Raw genomic sequence first — 21,499 nt, forward strand, 5'->3', positions numbered from 1 at the left:
ATTCAGTTGAGCCATAGGACTTTCACCTATGGAATAGGCTGTGAATTATGTTTAAGCCTATCATTTAACCGACAGCCATATTATGTCGGCACCCACTATATAAGATAGTCGCGTCTATCTTCCGCCACTCAACGAGAATACAGAGACGGGGGAAACCGCATCTGCATGAACGGATGTTGCAGCACATAGCTGCGGGAAAGAGACTACTCAATCCCCTTCCCGCAACCAGCCAGTTCCCCCATCCCAGAAACTGACCAGCCACAGGTGTGTAAAAATCGCTATTGCAACTGTGCACCGTGCGCCTAATTCAACCACCGCATGGTCATCGCTTGCGCCGATGCACATCTTGCCATATACCTATTCTATCATGCTGATTTGCTTGTTTTCGCTCATTAAACAATCACGTTGCGCTCACAAAACGCTCATGTTACATCACAGCTAGCTTAGCGAACTCTTCAATCGCTTTTTCGCGCCACCGTCGGTATGTGGCAGGCGCTATATTGAACGCTGCGATCACATCGTCAACCTGCCTGTTCTCCACATAGCGTAGTTGCAGCAGATCCACCAAATTGCTGTTGTGCTTGCGCATCACCTCAAACACCGCATCCGTGTTGTCTCGCTCGGCAATCTTGTCCTGCAACTCACTCAGCTTATCCAGCACCTCGTCATACCCTTCTGCCTGCCCCGTACGCGCTTCAAGCACACGCTTGATGCTACGTTCTAACTCACGCAACCGGAACTCTTCCAGTGGCTCCGTGCTGTGCGTACGTGCCACCTCATGCAGCTGTGCCTTCGTCCCTGCTGGGTAGCGCTCCATATTGGCGGTAGCTGCATTCATCACAGCCTGTTCACGCAAGCTGAGGTACATGTAGCTAGGCTTACCACGCAACTGTGAATGCAGCTGCTGCAACTCGTCGTCCTCGCTCAATCGGTTGATGGTGATGCCTGCACCAACGCTGTATTTGCTCAGCACTGTAATACGTCCGCACACGTCGCGGTAGCGGTGTAAGTGATTGATTACTTTTTGTTCGGTCTCTTTATTCATGGATGCTACTCCTTTTTAGTAATCCCTAATAAATAATAGGAATGTTAACGATAAATAATAAAGCAATATTAAATTTTAAGGAGTGTTACAATGTGAGCAGAATTAGGATTTTATTAAACAGCGTAAAGTTATGGCTTGGACACATAACTTTTGAAAAAACATTATCTATTATTGCAATATTAATTTCTGCTTGCGCCATAATAATTTCTCTGTATCAGTATGAGAAAAGTAATCAGGAATTAATATCGATATTTCCTTATCAACCTGACGGCGATTATACTTTGCAGTTAATTAAAGGTCCAAAAAATGATGAATATACTTTTTCTCTCCCAGCAAAATTTTTGATCTCAAATAATGGTGAGAAAACCGTATCTTTAGTCTATTTTTCTTCTGGACCGTATAAAAAGATCAATAAGTACCCAAGTTACAGTGCTCAAACTGATGTGGGATTAGTAGATGAAAAACAGCAAGAGCTACGATTACCTTTTATTATCCCTTCTGGCGAAGGTAAGATTTTCCTAATTACCAACGATTTTGTTTTAAGCTCTGCAGATGTAGATTCATTAAATAAAATCCATAAACAATCTCGACCAAACGATATTTGGAACGAAAGTATAAATTATTATATGTTGCTCAATTACGCATTAAATAGCGGAGTAGATCTTTTTGGGTCTCAACTTCAATCTGAATCAGCAGTTATAACAGATGAAAAAGGACCTTTAAGTTTTGAACTTGATATTAAAAAAGCAGATCCATTCGCATCTATATTCTTCAGATCTTCTAAAGGTAATGAGTTTAGAAAAGATTTGAGTTTCATTGTTTCACCTACAAGTTAATTTTATTAAATGTGCATATCCGATTTTAATAAATCAGATATGCACATAATCTTTTAATACTTTAAAATATCTTTTCCTCCAATCCAAGATTCAATAGTGTCTCTATGAAAAATAATGCGCGCTCTTACACGCATGTGAGGTATCTGGTTATCCCTAACCATGTTGTAAATTGTTGTTGTAGACACACCCAGAAGTTCAGCGGCTTCGTTGACTGAAAGTGTAATTTTAGCCATGTACATATCCCCTATCTATATTCATCTCATATTGCCGACTTATAGACTCTCAACTTTGGTATTTGATCCAGAATTATCATCTTGATTAGTAAATTCGAATAATATACCTTTTGCTATTTGCTGCATTTTCTCTGTTATGCTTTTAATTTCCGATTGTTTTCGTCTAACCTCAGCTTCTGCTGCTTGAAGACTTTTGTATAATTCATTGCTATTATTAGCAAGGCGCTTATCTTTTACCCAGCCTAAAAATATCTGATGGGCTATTACACTCCGTTCTTCTGATTGTTCCATATAATATTTAGCTATTTCACATAGTTCTTTTTCAAAATTTGTCGGTAACTGACTGGCAAGTACACTCTCAATATACGCTGTATCTTTTTTATTATTTCTTAATGACATAGGTGCATAATCCTCCTTTAATTTTGCTTGTATCGCTTCATTCAGCAGAATAGTATTCGAGTGGTATAAGAACCAAATTTTCAGGAATGCTCAGAGATTACATTGATCGGCTTAATTTTAAGCAGATTAATATGGGGGCATGGATCGGTACAATCAAATAGTTTCCGGTCCGTATATATCAAACTTAAATTTGAGTTTTGACCAAGTAGCTTCAATCGGCGGAAAATTACGCCGATTAATTTTTCTAGGGATGTAAGTTGAACTTACGCCCTATAGATGACGTATGTTCAACATACCCCATATCACAATTGATTGAGTATGTTGAGCATACACAATCCTTATGACGTAAGTTCAACTTACATCATTTATGACTGAACCCGAATACTGTTCGTGTTTAACTAAAATTGACTTATGCCCAAAGGAACAAATAATTAACCAACTCAAAGTTGAATCCGTTGGTAATTACAACCAACGCAATTTTGCGTTCGTTAATCGTTCATGATCTTGTATCAGAGATGAGGTAATTACTAATCACCTCGTAATGTTTACTACTAATACTGACCGCCTTTGATCAAACGCTTGGCAAAGGGATGATTTCAAATCACATCCTTTTTACTAAACGCAATTTATGTTCGACTCAGCAGATGCGATCTTTAAGGATCATTCATTTGCGTATACCCCTTCAACTTAATTCTCATGGCTCAATTTTGAGCGATGACGATCTATGTTGAACATAGGCCGTTCATAACTTCAAATCCATTTTGGTTGGGGGTTGTATTGAACGCAACCCCCTTTTCGTCATCATCCAAAAGTTGCCTTTAAAATTAATTTCAAAGGCAACACACGTATCCTTTGTAACCCATCATGGTTGATCATCAATGAGTGATACTCTTACTTCATTGCTAATTAGTTTTTTAATAAAGCCTAATTCATACTATCCAGCGAACACATCTGCCTGAACACGTTCATAATTCACGAATTTATTGAAGTCTTTGAGGAATATAAGTTCTACTGTGCCGATCGGTCCGTTACGCTGCTTCCCGATAATGATTTCAATAACATTCTTCTTCTCGGTTTCAGCATTATAGTAATCGTCCCGGTAAAGGAACATAATGATATCAGCGTCCTGCTCAATAGCTCCAGACTCTCGCAAATCAGACATCATAGGGCGTTTATCTTGTCGCTGCTCCACACCACGACTGAGCTGAGATAGCGCAATAATTGGTATATTCAATTCACGTGCCAATTGCTTGAGCATACGGGATATTTCAGATACTTCCTGTTGGCGATTCTCACCTGCTTTACCTCGCCCAGCGATCAACTGTAGGTAATCAATCAACAGCATATCCAGTCCGTGTTCCCGCTTTAGCTTTCGCGCTTTAGCACATATTTCATAAACGTTCATTCCTGGCGTATCATCTATAAATATGCGCGCATCGCCCAGCGTAGTAGCAGCCATCATGGCTTTTCCCCAGTCTTCCTCACTCAATTCACCGGTACGGACACGACTAGCATTAATATTGCCTTCCGCATTCATCATGCGCTGTACGAGTTGCTGTTTCGACATTTCAAGACTGAAAATACCGACATTCTTATTTTTTTCTCTGGCTGTATTCTGAGCAATATTCAATGCAAAAGCAGTTTTGCCAACAGAAGGACGTGCAGCAACAATAATCAGGTCACTTTTCTGAAATCCCGCCGTCATGCGATCCAAATCCACAAAGCCACTTGGTACACCTAGCATTTCACCTTTATGATTAGCGCGTGTCTCCATGTTGTCCCATACATCCATGACAATTTGACGAATGGGTTCAAAGCCACTATCTTTTGCAGTTTGATCGGAAAGCTGCGCTGCTTGCTCTTGTGCCAGTACAGCAAGTGTATGCAACTCTTCTCCTTCCATAGCCGCTTTCATTTGCTGCTGAGCATTTGCTATGGTTTGTCTGCGTGCAAGTTGCTCTTTCAAAATCCTAATATGCCATTCTAAATTTGCTATTGATCCAACAGAGCCAGCAATTTTGGATAATCTCGATGGCGGAATGTTCTCAATCAAACCGACATTTTTGAGTTCACCCGCCACTGTGGGAATATCCACCGGTTTACCTTGTTCGATTAGCCGAAACATGATTCCAAATAGCTGCTGTGATTCATGAAGATAGAATGCATCTATTTTTAATCCAGACTCTAATATCGTTGATGCGACTTCTGGTTGATCCGGTAGTAACATAGCCCCAATTACAGCATATTCTGCTGTAGCATTGTGTGGCAGTTCAGCGACCAGATTTGAATAATCGTGCATATAGCTGTTCACGCCCTCCCTTTGGCGGCGGTACGGAAGTGGACGCCCACTGTTCTTGCTGCCGGAATAATTTGGCGGTATCCGACTTTAATTGATCATGCTGCCTGTCCGCCGTGTAACCTGCGCGGATATCCGCTACTTTCGGTGCAAAACGCTCTTTCAAGATATGCTCCTCGATATTGGTTAGAGCCACCGTATAAGGCATATCTGCCAAATATTTTAGATGTGTATCCACATTGGCTTCACTATGATCGAAACCAGGATACGCCTTCTTAATAACAATGAAAAGCCGGATAATATCCGCTTTATTCATAGTCTTGCGCCTCCTGTAACATTCGCTGCAATGCGTCGATGCTTGCCTGTTGCTTAGATAACGGTTGTGTATTCCCAGATTCAATTTTGGGCTGCTGGTTGTTCCATGCCTTTTGTAAGGCATGTACATAATACACAAAGCTCGAAGGCTGCTGAAATTCTTCTCCTTCTCGTCTGCGCTTATCCTCGTATAAGGCTTTCATAGTTGGGATGGTAAAGGATAACGGGATATCCCCGGAGACCATCTTTCCCATGAGTTCGCGTTCTTTAGCTGTAACATGAAAGTCTAGCTTGTTGTGCAATTGGCAATAAGCGTTGATCAATTCGATAAGCGGCGTTTGCTGTATCGATTTTGGATGTTTTGAAAAAAGATCATCATCAGTAGTAGTAATAATAGTATTTAATATATCTTTATTAGATTGGACATTTTTGTCTGTTCTCTCTGGATCAGATAGGACATTAATGTCTGATCTCGCGGACAAAAATGTCTGATCTCTATTGTCAGATTGGACATTTTTGTCCTCTATAATTTTTTTGTCTTTCCTGCTCGTCCAAACATATTTTTTGGAGTTATGAACTTTATAAATAAGTCCATATGGTGCACGAGTAGTTTGAATGTAGCCGCCTTTTTCTAGAATATCGATCCAGCGACTAACTGTTTTAGCTGTCGTCTCAAATTCTGTTGCCAAACGTGATGTACTGATTGGCTTACCACCTAATACGACACCCCAAACTACTCCGTCCACCACTTCTTCTTTAGTCGTACAACTGATGCACCATAAAAAGAGCCAGATTGCATTACCGATCTTCTTCTGATGCTTCGGCTGCAATATGCCTGAAAAAACAGGGAATGCAAAACTTTCTGACATGTCACCATCCCCTGGTTAACCAATTTGGTGTGCGTGGAGCATACAAAGTATGCTTAGTTAAAAGCTGCAATGAGCAATTCTTCCAAAGATCCATTACTATCGTCCAGAACACAATGGATCATGCGGCACATAAATTGTTTCCGCTGTATTAATGGGATATTATGTTTTTTAAGATCATAATCGAGCTTTTCAGGCAAGAATTTTCTGGGTTGAAGATAATCCTCCCAACTCAATCCAAGATGCTTAAAAACACCATTGAACTCCTGTACATTTCTTTTACCTTGTTCAGCAGCACAATCTAAAATTTCACGGATACCTTTGTTTAATTTATTCGAGTTATCATTTCCATCCATACTAAGTTCAACATGCTTCATGCTGACATCTCCTTTATGGATACCCTTGCGTAATCATAAAAATAAATATATAATTCAACGCAAAGGAATATCCTTTTGTGTTCTCCCCTTAATTTCCTCGCCAAAGTTTAATTAAGGATATTTACTAAATTGATATCATTTTCATTGTGCCACAATGAAATCGATATCTTTTTTTGCTTGATCTTCTATTAGTTCCAAAGCAATTCGCTTTATTTCTGCATTTGCCTCTTGTGTCATATAATCATTTACTTCTTCCGACATTTGTTTAACTTCAGATCGAATATCCTTTGCATCCACTCCATATTCTTTTAGTTTATTCTCTAACAAAAGAAGGATATCAACTTCTAATCCTCTGCGTAAATTATGAACATGCTCTGCTTTTCCTAAATAAATATGATCAAATGCAATATCATATTCTTTTATAAGCTTTATAAGATTTTCATGTTTTGCTTTGGAACAATCGATTTCATAACGCAAAATAGTTTTTTGAGGAATCCCTGTTTTTAAGGAAACCTGCGCAATTGTTTTTTTGAGGTTTTCTCGAGCCTCTTTTAAAGTGATTTTCCCTTGAATTTTTGATTGGTTAATTTTAGTCATATTCATTTCTCCTTTCTATAATTTGCGACTTTTCGATATTAGTTTTCTACATAAAAAATATCATCAAATTTTAGTTTTAATGCTTCGACAATTTTTTTTGCCGTTTTTGGACTTGGATTACGATCACCGTTACATACTTGTATAAATGTGGACTGTCCAATTCCTGCACTTTTAGAAAAGCTTCTTTTAGAATGTCCTTGTTTAATAAGAACTTCTTCTAATTTCTTTTCTTTTACTTGTATTTTCAAACTCTCACCTCCTTATGATCTCTTTAGATATCAATATCTAAAGAGATCATAACATGTAGCAAATAGTTTGTAAACAATTTTGATATCTTTTGAGATCAAAATTGTTTATACTGATATCTATGGAGGATGATAAAGTGAAAAAAAATTTTGGGGATTTTTTAAGAAATCTAAGGAAAGAAAAAAAATTAACTGTCAGAAAATTAGCTGCTCTCTCAGAAGTTTCGCAATCGTACATTACTAATGTCGAAAATAACAAACGAGGAACTCCTTCACCCGATATTCTAAAGAAATTAGCTACTGCTTTAGAAACTGATACACTTACGTTAATGAAAGAGGCCGGATATATAGAGGGCGGTAAAATGGATTCGTTTTCTACTAAAGGTGAAATTAAAGATGTTTTAATTTCTAATGTAGATTTCCGCGAAGATATACGCTTCAGACTTTTAAACCTAATAATCACTTGTGTTATTCCTGATGATTTAGCTAATAATGACAATATTTTTTTGGAAAATGCCAAAGAATTTTTAAAAGCATCTGGATTAAGTGATTATCTATATTCAGATAAAAAAGACAACTTAGTGTATGCTGCTGAGATAACTGAAAATATATTAAATGATTTAAGTGAAAGTGAAAAAATTTATCTATATGATCAAATATCAAAATGGATACATGGCGAAAATTTCGATATTCCTAACAAACCTTTATTTTCTAAAAAGACACTTGACGATGATCAATACATTGCTGTTTTAAGATCTCGATATGTCCCTTTTGAACAATACTTAGAATTAAAAAAAGAAGTTGAAGATATTAAATGTATCCCTTTCTTTAAATCTATTAGTTATTACGATCATAATGTGAAGTTACCAAAAGAATTAAAGAAACAAGATACATCCGCTTTATACGAATTTATACCATTTGAAGGCGAGAGAAGTGGATGGACTAAAATCTTTTTATCTGATTATGATCATCTAGATAACACTGAATTCCTGTTTCAATTATTTTCTATCAAAGTTCCTGATGAAGGAATGATTAATGAACATATTTGTAAACATGATACTGCTATCATACAAATTACTGAGAACTTAAATAATAATGATATAGCTTTGATTTCTATAAAAGGCGATAATGCTACTTTGAGAAAAATTAATTTTTTTGATGGCCATTGTTTTATTAGTGCTGCAAATCCAAATTATGATCCACAGATTCTTTTAGATTTTGATGTCCATGTAATTGGTAAGCTGATAGGAATTCAAAGAGATGTAGCAGTATATAATGCTTCAAAAAACTAAAATAAAAATGAGAGGATATTTAGTATGGCTAATATACAAAAACGCGGCGAAAACTCGTGGTTTCTTACTGTTAACCTTGGAAAAAATGCAAATGGCAAATATATTCGTCGGACCAAAACTGTTCGCTGCCGGACAAAACGTGAAGCGGAAAGCGAATATGCTAAATTCCGCCAAGAAGTAGAAGCTGGTGCATATATAGCTCCCGAAAAAATGACTTTTTATGCTTTCCTTGATGAGTGGAAGAATAAGTATGCACTTAAACATTTAGAATCTAAAACTATGTACGTATACGATCAGATACTATCGAATCATATTATTGCGGTGTTTGGACATTTACGATTAGATCAAATCAAGCCGTTGCATATCGTTGATTACTTAGAAAAACTTAGTCAGGAAGGAATTCGACAAGATGGTAGATCCGGCGGATTATCATCCGGCACAATTCAATATCATCATCGAATTTTGAAGAATATATGTGATCGCGCTGTTGAATGGAAGATTATTAAGAGTAATCCAGCTGCTGATGTAAAGCGTCCTAAAGTTAAACATAAGGACATTGTTCCTTATGATGAACATGAAGTACAACTGCTGCTACAGGCGCTTCAGAAGGAAGCTTATCATTGGAGAGTAATGATTACATTAGCGCTCACAACTGGATTGCGGCGCGGCGAATTGTTAGGTTTGGAATGGCATCATATTGATATGGATAAAGGCACGATAGACGTATCTCAAAGCGTCTCAACTACGATAGCCGGTATTGCAGAAGTTAAGGCTCCCAAAACCAAAAATTCCAAACGAAAAGTAGCTGTTCCTGCATCTGTATTAGCAGAGTTGAAGGAATATTATTTGTACCGTCGTAAAGAAAAATTAAAAATTGGCGATGCCTGGCAAGGTGGAGAACGCTTCTTTGTATTTGCACATATTGATGGCAAGGCATTTCACCATGAGCGACCCTATCTATGGTTCCGTAAATTTATCCAGAAGAATAATCTACGCTATATTCGCTTTCACGATCTTAGACATACATCAGCAACTCTACTAATCAATCAGGGAGTGCATGCCAAGATCATATCTGAACGTCTCGGTCATGGTAGTATATCGACCACTATGAACATCTATGGTCATGCGCTACGTTCTGCCGATCAGGCTGCTGCTGATAAATTTGAATCGCTGTTTACCCCAGCACATAATATTCCAAATTAAAGGCGCCCAGAACATTAGTCCTTAGCGCCTTATCTTTCACTTCTATTTGTTTATTTTATCTCTACATGCTTTATATTCGCACGTTTTTTTACATCAATTTTACATCAGCTCATAAAAACATCGTCTGTACTACATGGATTTGAGTCTCTGTATTATTCCATAAAGGCTTATACAGCAATCATTCTTAAACCTGTACTAATCACGGACTAATACAGCTACGGATTCTACATGAACTGTATGAGGGAACATATCCACCGGCTGCACTTCCACCGTACGATACCCGCCTTCCTCCAACACTTGCAAATCCCGTGCCAGTGTCGACGGATTACAAGATACATACACAACCTTCTCCGGCTGCATCTGCAAAATCGTCTCCAGCAACCTCGGATCGCAGCCTTTACGCGGGGGATCGACCACGATCACGTCTGGCGTAATCCCCTGCTCTTTCCAGCGTGGAATCACATCCTCGGAAGCGCCAACTTCAAATTCCACATTGCTCATGCCATTCAGCTCGGCATTTTTCCGAGCATCCTCAATCGCTTCCTTCACGATCTCCACACCATACACTCGCTCGGCATGTTGTGCCAAGAACAATGAAATCGTTCCAATCCCACAATACGCATCGATTACAGTCTCTTTGCCTGTCAAACCAGCATACTGCACTGCCTTCTCATACAGCACTTCCGTTTGCAGCGGATTCACTTGGTAAAATGACCGTGCTGAGATGGCAAATTTTACGTCACCGATGTAATCGTGGATGACTTCGTTGCCCCATAGGACACGCGTTTCGTCACCGAAGATTACATTCGTTTGCTTGGTGTTGATGTTCTGGCAAATGCTAACCACCTGCGGCATTTCGGCGCGGATGCGTTCAATCCATTCTGGTTTACTGGGTAGGCGTTCGCCGTTGGTTACGAGGACTACCATCATCTCGTTGGTGCTGAAGCCGACTTTGACGACGACGTGGCGCAGGATGCCTTCGCCGGTTTCTTCGTTATACGTTGGGATGCGCAGGTCGCTACCAATCTCTTTTACTTTGTTCACTAGCTGATCGTTGCGGCTGTCTTGGATCAGGCAGGTTTGCATGTCGATGATGCGGTGGCTACCACGCGCGTAGAAACCACCGATGAGACGACCGTCTTGTTCGCCCATTGGTACTTGGGCTTTATTGCGATAGCGCCACGGTTCTGCCATACCTAGCGTTGGCAAGACTCGGATGCCAGATGAGGAATGCGATTCATCCCCATTTCCCTCTCCATCCATATCCGTTTGCTCAATAGACGCTGAATCTGCCAGCACCTTGAGCTTGCCGATCCGCTCCAAATTGTCAATGACGTGCTGACGTTTCCATTCCAGCTGGGCATGATAGTTCATATGCTGAATCTGGCAGCCGCCGCATTGGGAGAAGATGGGGCATGGAGCGCTGACGCGATCTGGGCTTTCTTGCAGCAGGGTTAACATTTTCGCATAGCCGTACTGCTTTTTCGTTTTGACCACGCGGGCTTGTACCTTTTCGCCGGGCAGTGCGCCGGAGACGAATAATGTGTAGCCGTCTGCGCGTCCGACGCCTTCACCTTCGTGGGTCAGTCCGATAATATCCAGCTCCAATTCGTCGTTTTTGGATACCGGCAGGTTGGCGATTGCCGCCGTTGTAGCTGCCGATTGACGTCGAGAAGCATTATGTTTTTTACCGCCTCTGCGGTTGTTATTGTTCATGATTGCTTATTTTCCACCTTCATTAAATTGATCTGTCTAGAACATTTGCTGGTACAGATCGAGGCATATGTTTCATCCATATGCGTAACTATTAAATTGTATAGAAAACTGCACGACGTTACAATACATATCGCTACTTTACTGACGGATTGTTGGATTTTTATCGACACTTGCACGTAGAAATGCGTCATTCTGCTCGTTCCCGACGACTAAGCACAATAGTACATGGAAAAGTATTTTGTTCTTCTGTATTTCGTTGTTCTACATTCCTCTTTTGTGCATGAGGCTATTATCTATTTCTCTTTTCTATATTGCTCTGTTTTGCATGATGCTACTTCTCTACTTTTCTATCCTACATTCTGCTGTTCGCCATCCTCCTCTTATGCTCTATTAACTGGAATAGATCGAACAGAAGGTACGGTCAAATCTGCCTGCGAGTAAGTCTTCTTTGCGGATAAAGAAGTGCATGTAACCTGCATCCCACCAGACGAAGCCGATTTGCTGGTCGCTGTCCACTTCTAGCAGCATGTATACATCGTCCAGTTCCTGCTGCAAGCGTGCTTCATCTCCGTCAAAATGCGGCAGTAGTCGTTTGCGATCTTGTTCATGCTTATACGTGTATTTGCCATTGTACCAATACGAGGTTGCGATGAATTCGTCATCGCCGTGCTGACCTTCGGCATAGCCGAATAGTTGACCGATTTTATTCTCCGGCTTCCAGTCCATCTCCTCGCTGATGAGCAGATATGCTTCTTCGGTTTCTTCGGTTAGTGTATCCTCTGACAAATGCAGAGTGCTGTAGCCATAGTTGGGGAATTCCACATCTGCATGGGCATGGACTTCATATGCCTCAAACTTGATCTCGTCTTCTTCCTCCAAAATCGTGAATTCTTCTTCCTCCTGATACCGCAGCTGAGATATGTCATCTCCATTCCAATACAGCACCTGATGCTCGATGTTCTGTGCGGTTTCCCCTTCCCCTGCAAAAAAGTACAATATTCCCTGCTTGGGCAATAACGAGCTATGTACACCTTGATATGCTTCATCCTGTATTTCTGCCTGCAACTGGGCAAGGTTGAGTTGAGCGATTAAGGTCATTTTTTGTCCATCTTTGGTCTGTGGCCATGTGAGCTGCTCCGGCAAATCAGGGGAACCGCCAAACCGCGAATGTCCGATGCGTTCATGCCCTTTTTCACCGCGGATCAATTTGACAACGGGGCGCTGGTGATTGCGCAAATAATGCTCTAGCTCAGGGGCTTCGTACTTGTCGAGCAGTTTCTTCAATTCCGCTTCAGGCAGTAGATTCGGGTAATTGGAATACGTGGTCATGGTGGATAGCTCCTTTCAAATATAAGCCTATTGTAGAAAATGGGGATGGTCGTTGTATCGTCCTTATGCCATCCGTTTCGATTCTTGATTCTGTCTAAGTCGATGTTGGCGAATACGCCTTATGTACAGTGTACTCGGATCACTTTACCCACTCAAGTCAAAGCAGATTCATACCACAGCGATAGGCGGGAACACATATTACATCCTATCTTGACGATGGTTTTCTTTTAAAGCAATGAATAGGAACAAACTCAAAAAAGCCTCCGTCGTCCGTATGCTGTTCTTTCTTTGCAGAAATTCAGTATAGGGATGATGGAAGCTTGAGATGATTTGACGATTCATTATAATCTAAATACTCATTATAATCTGAATCCGTTACTGCAGTCTTCTACATCTTCTACAGATCAACGCCACTCACCTTTACAGCGGACGCTGATCTGCGGCAAAAATGCGCAGCTTGTGCTTCAGCACTTCAAACTGTCCCGGCAGCTTGCCACCGAGTTCGCCGTCGAGATTCAGCATCACGCGGTCGTTGTTTGGCGCTTCGATCTCTAGCCGACTGGTGCGGAAGTACAGCACTTTGGGATCGCTTAGATGCTCACCGCGCAGTGCCATCGTGACGAGGCGGATAAATTCGGCGAGATTGCAGTTTTTGACGGCAATCACATCGAATAATCCATCGTCGATACGCGCGTCAGGAGCCAGCTTTTCAAAGCCACCGACCGAGTTCGTGTTGGCGACGAGGAAGATCATAAACTGGTCATGGATCGGGTCCATGCCTTCCGGGCGGATAATCAGCTCGGTCGGTGCCAGATTAACCATCTTCTCGATGCCTTTCATATAATATGCCATCTGACCAATCATCGTCTTGAGCTTGCTCGGCACTTCATACGTCAGCTCCGTAAAGGAACCGCCACCAGCGATATTGATAAAATACCGGTCGTTCACTTTGCCAATGTCAATCGGGCGTGTCTGCTGACGAATCACCAGATCGCAGTATTCTTCCCAATTGCGAGAAATGCCCAAGGCGCGGGATAGATCATTGGTTGTACCTAGCGGAAAGATGCCTAGCGGTGGCGGGTTGTCGTACGCCGCCATCCCGTTGATGACCTCGTAGATCGTACCGTCGCCACCAGCAGCGATGATCATATCGTATCCACCGCGGTCAATCGCATCCATCGCGGCATGGGTGGCATCGTTCTCGCCTGTTGTCGCATGACAGCTTGTCTCAATACCGCCCTGATCCAGACGCTGCAAAATATCCGCCAATCGACGCCGCATTTCTTCGCGTCCAGAGGTCGGATTATAAATTAATCTCGCTCTTTTCATTCCATTCTGCCACCTATTGTTGATGTGATAAGCCTGTTGAAGCACAAACACAGCTGCCCATTCCCGTGCGGGACAGGCAAAATAACAGGCTTGGCTATGTTCTATTGCTCACGTTCATCTGCTCTAGCAGCCGATCCGCTTGACGCTCCATCCAGTGGGACAGGCGCGGATGCGGCAGCAGCGCTTCACCGGCATATTGATAGCTTAACCCTTCCAGCCGACGAGGAATCACGGTATTCAGGAAATAGCCTCTGCTTAGAAACAAAGGCGCAACCAGCACTCGATACCCACGATTGCTCCATTTTCGCGTTTTCAGCGTTAGGCTGTCAGGGTTCAGCAGCGCATAATCTGCATATGCCGTACCGCTCACATGCCCAATTCGTCTGGACAGCGAAGCAATACCTTTTACCCAGCGATGCAGAAATCCGGGGTGAATGCTACCATGACCGACGACCAGCACAACTTCGCGTGCCGGGTCTTCCGACAGATGTTTGATTTTATCCCAGATCATATGGGCGATGTCCTCGTCGTCATCGACCGGATCACCAAAATGAACCTTCGCTGTAATATGAAAAGGCTCCAGATCGGTTTCTTTTTCCGGGGCTTCCTTGATGCCGAGGGCATACCCTATTTCGTCGATATGTGTACTGCCGGAGGATACAAATAGTGGGATAACCAACAGATCGGTTACCCCTTGACTCTCCAACTCGTTAATTCCATCCTGTATGAGTCTACCCGGCACATTGTCCAGATAGCTACTATATACAGGCAAGTCTGCCGGAAAGGATGTAGCGGCGACAGCTTCGTCAATCCAGTGCATCCATTCCGACTCCGGCGATCCATGACTAATAATCAATATCCCCGGTTTGCTCATCGGTTATCGTCCCAGACGCTCCAGCGTCATTTTGTACCCATCGTTGCCATAGTTCAGACAGCGTTTTACACGCGAAATGGTTGCCGTGCTTGCGCCAGTTTCGGCTTCGATCTGGTTGTAGGTTGCACCTTTACCAAGCATGCGAGCTACTTCAAGACGCTGGGACAGCGATTGAATTTCGTTTACCGTACAAAGGTCATCGAAAAATATATAACATTCTTCCAAATTTTTGAGCGTCAAAATCGCTTCGAATAATTGATCTACGCTTTTATCATCAAGTTTTTTAAGTTGCACGATTAGATCATCCCCTACTACGGTTAATGTACCTTCATTGTATAGATTCCCATTTGTTTTTTCAAGCGTTAACGATGTACAGTGTTGCAGAATAACAACGCCGGAACAGTTCGGCTGTGCCGCAGTGAAGTTGTAAATGAGTATGAAAACGTGATTATAGTTTTCAATATTACGTGTCCTTTTCAGCTGGACAGCAAAATACATATATGTTTCTATCCAGCGACTTATAACAAAGGCTTATCGGTAAATGCGTCAATCAACGCTTTACCGACCTTTGTCCACGTATGATAGACAATGCTGTTATTTTGAAAATGATTAGACATACAGACGTATTATGAAAATGGAACGTCACTCTAGCTCAACACGCAGCAGTATCATGATAACCATGCGATCATTGATCTTGTCTTTGTTCACAATATGTACAATAGAAATATTCTATGACATATCCATACGCTGTATCTCCATGTTGCCATCTTCCTATGGCATTTGTATTTCTTTGTTTATCGATGCTCTACTCACGTTATTGGCGTTATTTATTACTGTTATTTAAACCATCCGCGCCGAGTGAATAGCAGCATCATGCCGCCGCCCAATATCAGCATTAGGAACAACACGGCAAAATAGCCATATTTCCAATGCAGCTCCGGCATATTGTCGAAGTTCATGCCATAGATACCTGCAATGAGTGTTAGTGGCATGAAGACGGTTGTGATCACGGTCAGCGTCTTCATAATCCCGTTCATCCGGTTGGAATTCAGCGAAATATAACTATCCCGCAAATCCGATGTCATCTCGCGATCCGACTCGATCATATCGGATAACTTCAGCAAATGATCATAAATATCGCCAAAATACGAATGATGCTCATCCACCTTCTGAATATGCTGCGAGTTGATAATCCGGTACATCAGATCGCGCATGGGTACAATGGTCCGGCGCAGCTTGAGCAGCCGCGAACGCAGCGCAAACACCTGATTCAGCAGCTCATCCACCGCTTCATTTGGACCTAGTTTTTCCAAGGAATCGAGTTCATCCTCAATATCAAACACACATGGAAAATATTCATCGACGATTTTATCAATGATCATGTAGGCAACGGCAATCGGTCCGCGCAGCCACTTGGGACGCTTTCCATCATGGTAACTGAGCACGCGCTCCCATGCAGTATCGACCTCCTGATGCTTTTCATGGTGAAAGGATACGATCAATCGCTCGCCTACAAACAGATCGACTTCTTCGGCATTCAATGTATCACGCTGTACTTTATGCAAAACGAGAAATTGCACATCCCCGTAATAATCCATTTTTGGACGCTGCAACAGATGCATGCAGTCCTCCACCGCCAGTGGGTGAAAATGAAAAAAGGTGCTTAACAGCTCGGACTCTTCTTCTGTCGGGCGATCAAAATCAACCCAGCACCAAGCGTATTGCTCACTATGGATATCTTCCAGTGGTACATGCTCCACGATGTTATGTTCTGGTGTGATGCCAAGTATGCGTATCAACCGGTTCATCCTCATTTCTTAGAAAATCGCTGATCTTTCGCGAGTATATCATACCGTGATGCCCAACACCTAACTCGCCGCTAAAGCGCATAAAAAACCGCCGTTACAGTGCAACGGCGGAATGTTCATAGCTATGACAGACCATGATACCTTATACAATCATGCAGTTAGAACAGTTTGAACAGCAGCATATAAATCAATCCTGCCAGTGCGGCAGCGACCGGAATCGTTACAATCCACGCAATGACAATTCGACCTGCGAGTCCCCATTTCACTTCGCGGAAACGCTTCGCGGCACCGACACCAAGAATAGCAGACGTTACAGCATGCGTTGTACTAACAGGCAAATGAGTCAGCGTCGCCGTAAAGATAACTGTTGCCGACGTCGCATCTGCGGCAAAACCGTTAATCGGTTCGATTTTGAAAATTTTCGTACCCATCGTTTTGATGATTTTCCAACCACCAACCGATGTACCGAGTGCCATCGCAGTTGCAGCGGAAATTTTTACCCACAATGGTACTTCCAGATGATCCTGCACACCAGCAGCAACCAGTGCGAACGTAATGATCCCCATTGCTTTTTGCGCATCATTCGTACCGTGCGAGAACGACTGCAACGCTGCGGTCAGAATCTGCATCGTACGGAAGCCTTTGTTGACCGTATGCGGGCTACGCTTAGCGAAGATCCATTTCAGGATGTGCATCACAATAAAACCAATAACAAATGCAATCAGTGGAGACAACAGCAAACCTTCGACGATTTTACCAAAGCCACTCCAATTGACTGCATCGGAACCTGCGCCTACCAATACCGCACCCGCCAGCGCACCAATCAAAGCATGCGAAGATGAAGAGGGAATACCGAATAGCCAAGTTGCCAAGTTCCAGATAATCGCCGCAATCAAGGTGGCGATAACGATCTGAATGCCGTTGTCTAGCGTAGCCGGATCGGCTACACTACCACCAATCGTTTTGGCAACGCCTGTAAAGGTAATCGCACCGACAAAGTTCATCACTGCCGCCATCAAAATAGCGGTACGTGGTGGCAATGCGCGAGTCGATACCGATGTGGCAATCGCATTCGCCGTATCATGGAAGCCGTTAATAAAGTCAAAGGCGAGCGCCAGAAATACGACAATGCCTAATACCCATAATGAGGTTTCTACCATATTTATTCATCATCCGGCTGTGCTCCCACTCCTATCCACGGGAACCGGATGATCCTACCTCCTTAATTATCGTGAGATTCTGCTCATTCCGCAAAATCCTCATGCTCTGTAATGATGATTAAACTGCAATAGTATAGATCACGATTAGTGCATCGCAATCGGCATCAACCGGTTCCGATGGCAAAAGAAAAACGAACCAGTCTTGCATCAGTCGGTTCGGTTTTCGATCCATGATCAGGAGTTACTCATAATGATGGATTCCAGCATATTGGCTACATCTTCACAGGCGTCGGTTGTCGTTTCCAAGCGCTCGTAGATTTCTTTACGTTTGATCAGTTCAATCGGGTCTTTGACGTTAGCGAACAGTTCTTTGATACATTCGCGCATAACATCATCGCCTTGATTTTCCAGATCGTTCAGGCGGATCGTGTGCTCACGGATCGCCAGCAGTTTTTTCTGGGACAGCAGGTGAATCGCTTTTTGCATTTCGTACGCACTTTCGCGCAGAATCTCAGCGAAACGGTTAATATATTTGTCAGGCTCACTCAGGTGATACATGTCAAAACGGGAAGCACATGCCTCCATGCCGTCCATTACATCATCCATCGTGGTCGTAAGATCCATAATATCGTCACGTTCCAGCGGTGTGATAAATGTTTTGTTAAGCTCAGTGATGATTGTATGCGTGTAAGTGTCGCACTGGTTCTCGTAATCCTTCATCGTTTTGGTGAATTGCTGGATATTGTTCAGACTCGCAACTTGTTCCGCGAAGTAATCTGCGGCCTGTACAGTGGTATCCGCCATATTCTCCAGCGTCTCAAAAAAGATATCCTTCTTTTTAATACGCATTTCTCTAACCCCTTTTCACAATTGTGCCGAAACTTGTCGGCAAAATGCATTTTAAACGCATGAAACGCAATTTTGGCTTTGATAGCAACCTTTGTTATCTTATCAATCCGTACACCGTTTTGTAAAGAATAGCTTATAAAATCATGCACAAATATCATACAAAAATCATACAAAATTCGACGTACACATTATACATTACACTTTAAATGGATATTTTATCCATTATCCTCCATTTTTTCACCATCAATAATCAAATGGCTGTCAAATGAACCGCTGTTCGGCACAATGTTATAGTAGGTCACTCCGGGTACAAAAGGTACTTCCTTGCCGCCCTGATAAAAACGAATCACATCACCGGATTTGCGACTCCATTGTCCAGCTATCTGTTTGCCCTGTTGGAATAAAATCGCCTCCCCGCCGGAATCGATATCCAGACTGAGCCGACCTACATCGTCCAGTACTTTATAGTCACCGCCAAGTACAAGTACATTTGCAGCGGTCAGCACCTTGCCTGTATTCAGATCGATATGATCCTCATCGTTCATCTGGCGTTTATACAAGCCAGTAGCTTCATTGTACATATACCCCACCTTGTAGCTGTCGAGCAGAAAACGAAGCTCGATGCGATGTGCCTGTTCGGAATCTGCTGATGCAGTCGCTGACTGTTGTTCCCCTTGTACAAAGGAAAATGTCGGCAGTGTTACCGTTTCGGCATAGCCCTTTTTCTGTGCTGCTTCGCGTAGCTTGACCTCATTTGTATACAGGTTATGCGGTGCCTTGCGGCTAGAATCACGCCAGAATGGAGCGCTTGCGTTGGTGATCTCATCCAGATGCTCCTTGCCACCGTTTTGCAAAATCGAATACGCTTCGGTACTGCCACCAGCATGAACCAACAGCGCATGTAGCGTGTCGCCGATGTTAATCAAGTACGGACGAATGCTGCGTACTGGACCAATCGTCACGTCACCGTGATAACTCTGGTAAACGGCGATTAACCGCGTAATGCCGCCTTCTGCCAGCACCTCGTATACCATATCCGCCTGCGCCAAGCCAGATTGCGGACGAGCGGCAGGCGCATTGTTGATCATAACGGCAATGGGTCGCACAGTGTCTTGCTGCTCCACTTCCAAACCAGTGAGCGGCGTAGTATACGCTGGCTGCTGAGCCGCTTCTGTTGGCGTCGGCTCGGTTGGTGTCGTTTGTTCCGGTACCGATACAGTGGGTGGAGCTGGCTGGGCGGTTTCTTCAGATTGACATGCTGTCAATACAACAGTAAGTAGAAGAGTACAGCACCAGCGACTTCTTTTCAGGGATGGCGATACGTTCATCAGTTCCTCCTTGAATAGCAGAACCATCATACCGATATGGAATCCTTTTGCCACGTTATCCTATTACGACATGAACCGTAGCAATATGCCCAACGTGAAGCTGTGTATCCAGCGTATCAGAGCCGAATGAACTTCGCATGAACAGGAATCATGGACAGCAGGAAACGAATGTGTATGGGTTCTGCCTCTAATATGGCATACAAAGCTTAAACAAACCTGTAAAGCAGCAAACGGATCGCCGCTCTATCGTCTTTTCAATAGGGGTATTCCTTATGTAGGTATCGATATGCGGGTATATGAGGTGAAAAGAGGAGGCTTATGGGTTACCGGAAACGACATCATTGTACTGCATGATCCGGTCGTCCATGCAGCACATAATAAGCCCATTATATACATAGCCGCTCTGCCAGCGGAACTATATGGAACATATTTTTGGAAGTTATATGTAAAATATTACGCCTTCAAATGACTTAATATAAAAATATCAAAAAATAAGCTTGATTGTGATTTTTGTTACATATTAAATTTTAATCATGTTTTAAACTAAAGCCATGAAAGAGATGATCATCACAAATGACGTAAGGGGTGTATGAATCATGAACACATGGCTCAGACAAAACAAAATTGCAATGTGGTTGTTAACTGTTCTTCGCTTGTATGTTGGTTTTCAATGGATTGAAGGTGGCTGGGGTAAGCTGACTGGTGGCTTCGATGCTAGCGGCTTCCTGAATAACGCCATCACACTCAGCACGGGTGAAAAGCCGGTCGTCAAAGCAGCATGGGCGGGCTTTTTGGAACACTTTGCTCTTCCCAATGTTGGATTGTTCAACGTCCTCGTACCGGTTGGTGAGTTCCTTGTCGGTCTTGGCTTGATCCTTGGTACATTCACAACGGTAGCGGCTCTGATGGGTATGGTGATGAACTTTGCCTTCCTGTTCTCGGGTACGATCAGCACGAACCCGTACCTGATTCTGCTTGAAATCTTCATCGTCGTCGCTGGTGCCAATGCTGGTAAAATCGGTCTGGATCGTTGGGTACTGCCTTATCTGAGAGCACATGTGTTCAAACGTCAACCGAAGCCGGATAATGGAACACCGAATACACCGAAGCACAGCGCAGCCTAAGTCAATCAGTTCCCTAAGCTGAATTACCGTAATGCTGGTGGTATGACTCGCAGATCATGCACAGCATTGCAATCGGAATATGCACAACAGCCAGTCTCGTTTATGCGGATATGTCGCATAGAGAGAGCTGGCTGTTTTTTCGTATGAGATTTTCATAATGGAAGATAGATGTATCAATGCTTAGGTAGATGTACAGGCTGCTGAATGGATGGACTTGTGAAAATATGTGTTGAGGATAGAAGTATGAGATAAATCTGCGGAATAGATTACTGTTATTG

General features: G+C 42.7%; 22 protein-coding genes. 4 read left to right on the top strand and 18 right to left on the bottom strand.

All coding sequences use genetic code 11. The features are described 5' to 3' along the window. Positions 1–427: 427 nt before the first annotated feature. Complete coding sequence (locus ABXR35_RS18175) at positions 428–1,045, bottom strand: RNA polymerase subunit sigma-24 (RefSeq protein ID WP_367063443.1); 618 nt, start codon at positions 1,043–1,045, stop codon at positions 428–430. A gap of 92 nt (positions 1,046–1,137) precedes the next feature. Here ABXR35_RS18175 and ABXR35_RS18180 point away from each other — a divergent pair, with 92 nt between their 5' ends. After that, entirely contained in the window at positions 1,138–1,881 is a 744-nt protein-coding gene (locus tag ABXR35_RS18180; protein WP_367063444.1) for a hypothetical protein, read from the top strand. Between the two features lie 53 nt (positions 1,882–1,934). Here ABXR35_RS18180 and ABXR35_RS18185 read toward each other — a convergent pair whose 3' ends face one another. From ABXR35_RS18185 to ABXR35_RS18220, 8 genes are all read right to left on the bottom strand, one after another. Beyond that, positions 1,935–2,114, bottom strand: a complete 180-nt coding sequence (locus tag ABXR35_RS18185) for a helix-turn-helix domain-containing protein (protein ID WP_367063445.1) — start codon at positions 2,112–2,114, stop codon at positions 1,935–1,937. Between the two features lie 39 nt (positions 2,115–2,153). Further along, positions 2,154–2,513, bottom strand: a complete 360-nt coding sequence (locus tag ABXR35_RS18190; RefSeq protein ID WP_367063446.1) for a hypothetical protein — start codon at positions 2,511–2,513, stop codon at positions 2,154–2,156. A 934-nt stretch (positions 2,514–3,447) separates the two neighbouring features. Further along, positions 3,448–4,824 (bottom strand): replicative DNA helicase, encoded by a 1,377-nt coding sequence (gene dnaB, locus ABXR35_RS18195; RefSeq protein WP_436669385.1) that lies wholly within the window; start codon positions 4,822–4,824, stop codon positions 3,448–3,450. Next, entirely contained in the window at positions 4,784–5,125 is a 342-nt protein-coding gene (locus tag ABXR35_RS18200) for a replicative helicase loader/inhibitor (RefSeq protein ID WP_367063447.1), read from the bottom strand. The genes dnaB and ABXR35_RS18200 overlap by 41 nt, the downstream gene beginning before the upstream one ends. Next, complete coding sequence (locus ABXR35_RS18205) at positions 5,118–5,993, bottom strand: hypothetical protein (RefSeq protein WP_367063448.1); 876 nt, start codon at positions 5,991–5,993, stop codon at positions 5,118–5,120. Before ABXR35_RS18205 ends, ABXR35_RS18200 begins: the two co-directional genes overlap by 8 nt. Before the next feature lie 53 nt (positions 5,994–6,046). Beyond that, entirely contained in the window at positions 6,047–6,367 is a 321-nt protein-coding gene (locus ABXR35_RS18210; RefSeq protein WP_367063449.1) for a hypothetical protein, read from the bottom strand. A gap of 141 nt (positions 6,368–6,508) precedes the next feature. Beyond that, positions 6,509–6,964 carry a helix-turn-helix domain-containing protein gene (locus ABXR35_RS18215; RefSeq protein ID WP_367063450.1) on the bottom strand — a complete coding sequence of 152 codons (456 nt, stop codon included), beginning with the start codon at positions 6,962–6,964 and terminating at the stop codon, positions 6,509–6,511. A 38-nt stretch (positions 6,965–7,002) separates the two neighbouring features. Then, positions 7,003–7,212, bottom strand: a complete 210-nt coding sequence (locus tag ABXR35_RS18220; protein ID WP_367063451.1) for a helix-turn-helix transcriptional regulator — start codon at positions 7,210–7,212, stop codon at positions 7,003–7,005. A 134-nt stretch (positions 7,213–7,346) separates the two neighbouring features. On the opposite strand from ABXR35_RS18220, the gene ABXR35_RS18225 reads away from it, so the two are divergent. Both ABXR35_RS18225 and ABXR35_RS18230 read left to right on the top strand, forming a co-directional pair. After that, positions 7,347–8,501: a helix-turn-helix domain-containing protein gene (locus ABXR35_RS18225; RefSeq protein ID WP_367063452.1), complete on the top strand. Its 1,155-nt coding sequence runs from the start codon at positions 7,347–7,349 to the stop codon at positions 8,499–8,501. A 24-nt stretch (positions 8,502–8,525) separates the two neighbouring features. Further along, entirely contained in the window at positions 8,526–9,704 is a 1,179-nt protein-coding gene (locus ABXR35_RS18230; RefSeq protein ID WP_367063453.1) for a site-specific integrase, read from the top strand. Positions 9,705–9,899: 195 nt separating this feature from the next. Here the strand turns inward: ABXR35_RS18230 and rlmD are convergent, their stop codons facing one another. The 9 genes from rlmD to ABXR35_RS18275 all read right to left on the bottom strand — a co-directional run bounded on the left by rlmD (position 9,900) and on the right by ABXR35_RS18275 (position 20,127). Further along, the gene (gene rlmD, locus ABXR35_RS18235) at positions 9,900–11,420 is read right to left on the bottom strand and encodes a 23S rRNA (uracil(1939)-C(5))-methyltransferase RlmD (protein WP_367063454.1); all 1,521 of its coding nucleotides are present in this window, start codon (positions 11,418–11,420) and stop codon (positions 9,900–9,902) included. Between the two features lie 390 nt (positions 11,421–11,810). Beyond that, positions 11,811–12,749 (bottom strand): DUF1963 domain-containing protein, encoded by a 939-nt coding sequence (locus ABXR35_RS18240; protein WP_367063455.1) that lies wholly within the window; start codon positions 12,747–12,749, stop codon positions 11,811–11,813. Between the two features lie 420 nt (positions 12,750–13,169). Next, the gene (locus ABXR35_RS18245) at positions 13,170–14,078 is read right to left on the bottom strand and encodes a diacylglycerol kinase (RefSeq protein ID WP_367063456.1); all 909 of its coding nucleotides are present in this window, start codon (positions 14,076–14,078) and stop codon (positions 13,170–13,172) included. A gap of 94 nt (positions 14,079–14,172) precedes the next feature. Beyond that, positions 14,173–14,952 carry a sirohydrochlorin chelatase gene (locus ABXR35_RS18250; RefSeq protein WP_367063457.1) on the bottom strand — a complete coding sequence of 260 codons (780 nt, stop codon included), beginning with the start codon at positions 14,950–14,952 and terminating at the stop codon, positions 14,173–14,175. A 3-nt stretch (positions 14,953–14,955) separates the two neighbouring features. Beyond that, positions 14,956–15,246, bottom strand: a complete 291-nt coding sequence (locus ABXR35_RS18255; RefSeq protein ID WP_188778663.1) for a YerC/YecD family TrpR-related protein — start codon at positions 15,244–15,246, stop codon at positions 14,956–14,958. A 542-nt stretch (positions 15,247–15,788) separates the two neighbouring features. Next, entirely contained in the window at positions 15,789–16,751 is a 963-nt protein-coding gene (corA, locus tag ABXR35_RS18260) for a magnesium/cobalt transporter CorA (protein ID WP_367063458.1), read from the bottom strand. A 167-nt stretch (positions 16,752–16,918) separates the two neighbouring features. Further along, complete coding sequence (locus ABXR35_RS18265; protein WP_367063459.1) at positions 16,919–17,920, bottom strand: inorganic phosphate transporter; 1,002 nt, start codon at positions 17,918–17,920, stop codon at positions 16,919–16,921. A 234-nt stretch (positions 17,921–18,154) separates the two neighbouring features. Next, entirely contained in the window at positions 18,155–18,769 is a 615-nt protein-coding gene (locus ABXR35_RS18270; RefSeq protein ID WP_367063460.1) for a DUF47 domain-containing protein, read from the bottom strand. Positions 18,770–18,984: 215 nt separating this feature from the next. After that, positions 18,985–20,127: a DUF3048 domain-containing protein gene (locus ABXR35_RS18275; RefSeq protein WP_367063461.1), complete on the bottom strand. Its 1,143-nt coding sequence runs from the start codon at positions 20,125–20,127 to the stop codon at positions 18,985–18,987. Between the two features lie 563 nt (positions 20,128–20,690). Here ABXR35_RS18275 and ABXR35_RS18280 point away from each other — a divergent pair. Then, complete coding sequence (locus tag ABXR35_RS18280; RefSeq protein ID WP_367063513.1) at positions 20,691–21,221, top strand: DoxX family protein; 531 nt, start codon at positions 20,691–20,693, stop codon at positions 21,219–21,221. Positions 21,222–21,499: the final 278 nt, after the last annotated feature.

The organism is Paenibacillus sp. JQZ6Y-1, assembly GCF_040719145.1.
Lineage (GTDB): Bacteria > Bacillota > Bacilli > Paenibacillales > Paenibacillaceae > Saccharibacillus > Saccharibacillus kandeliae.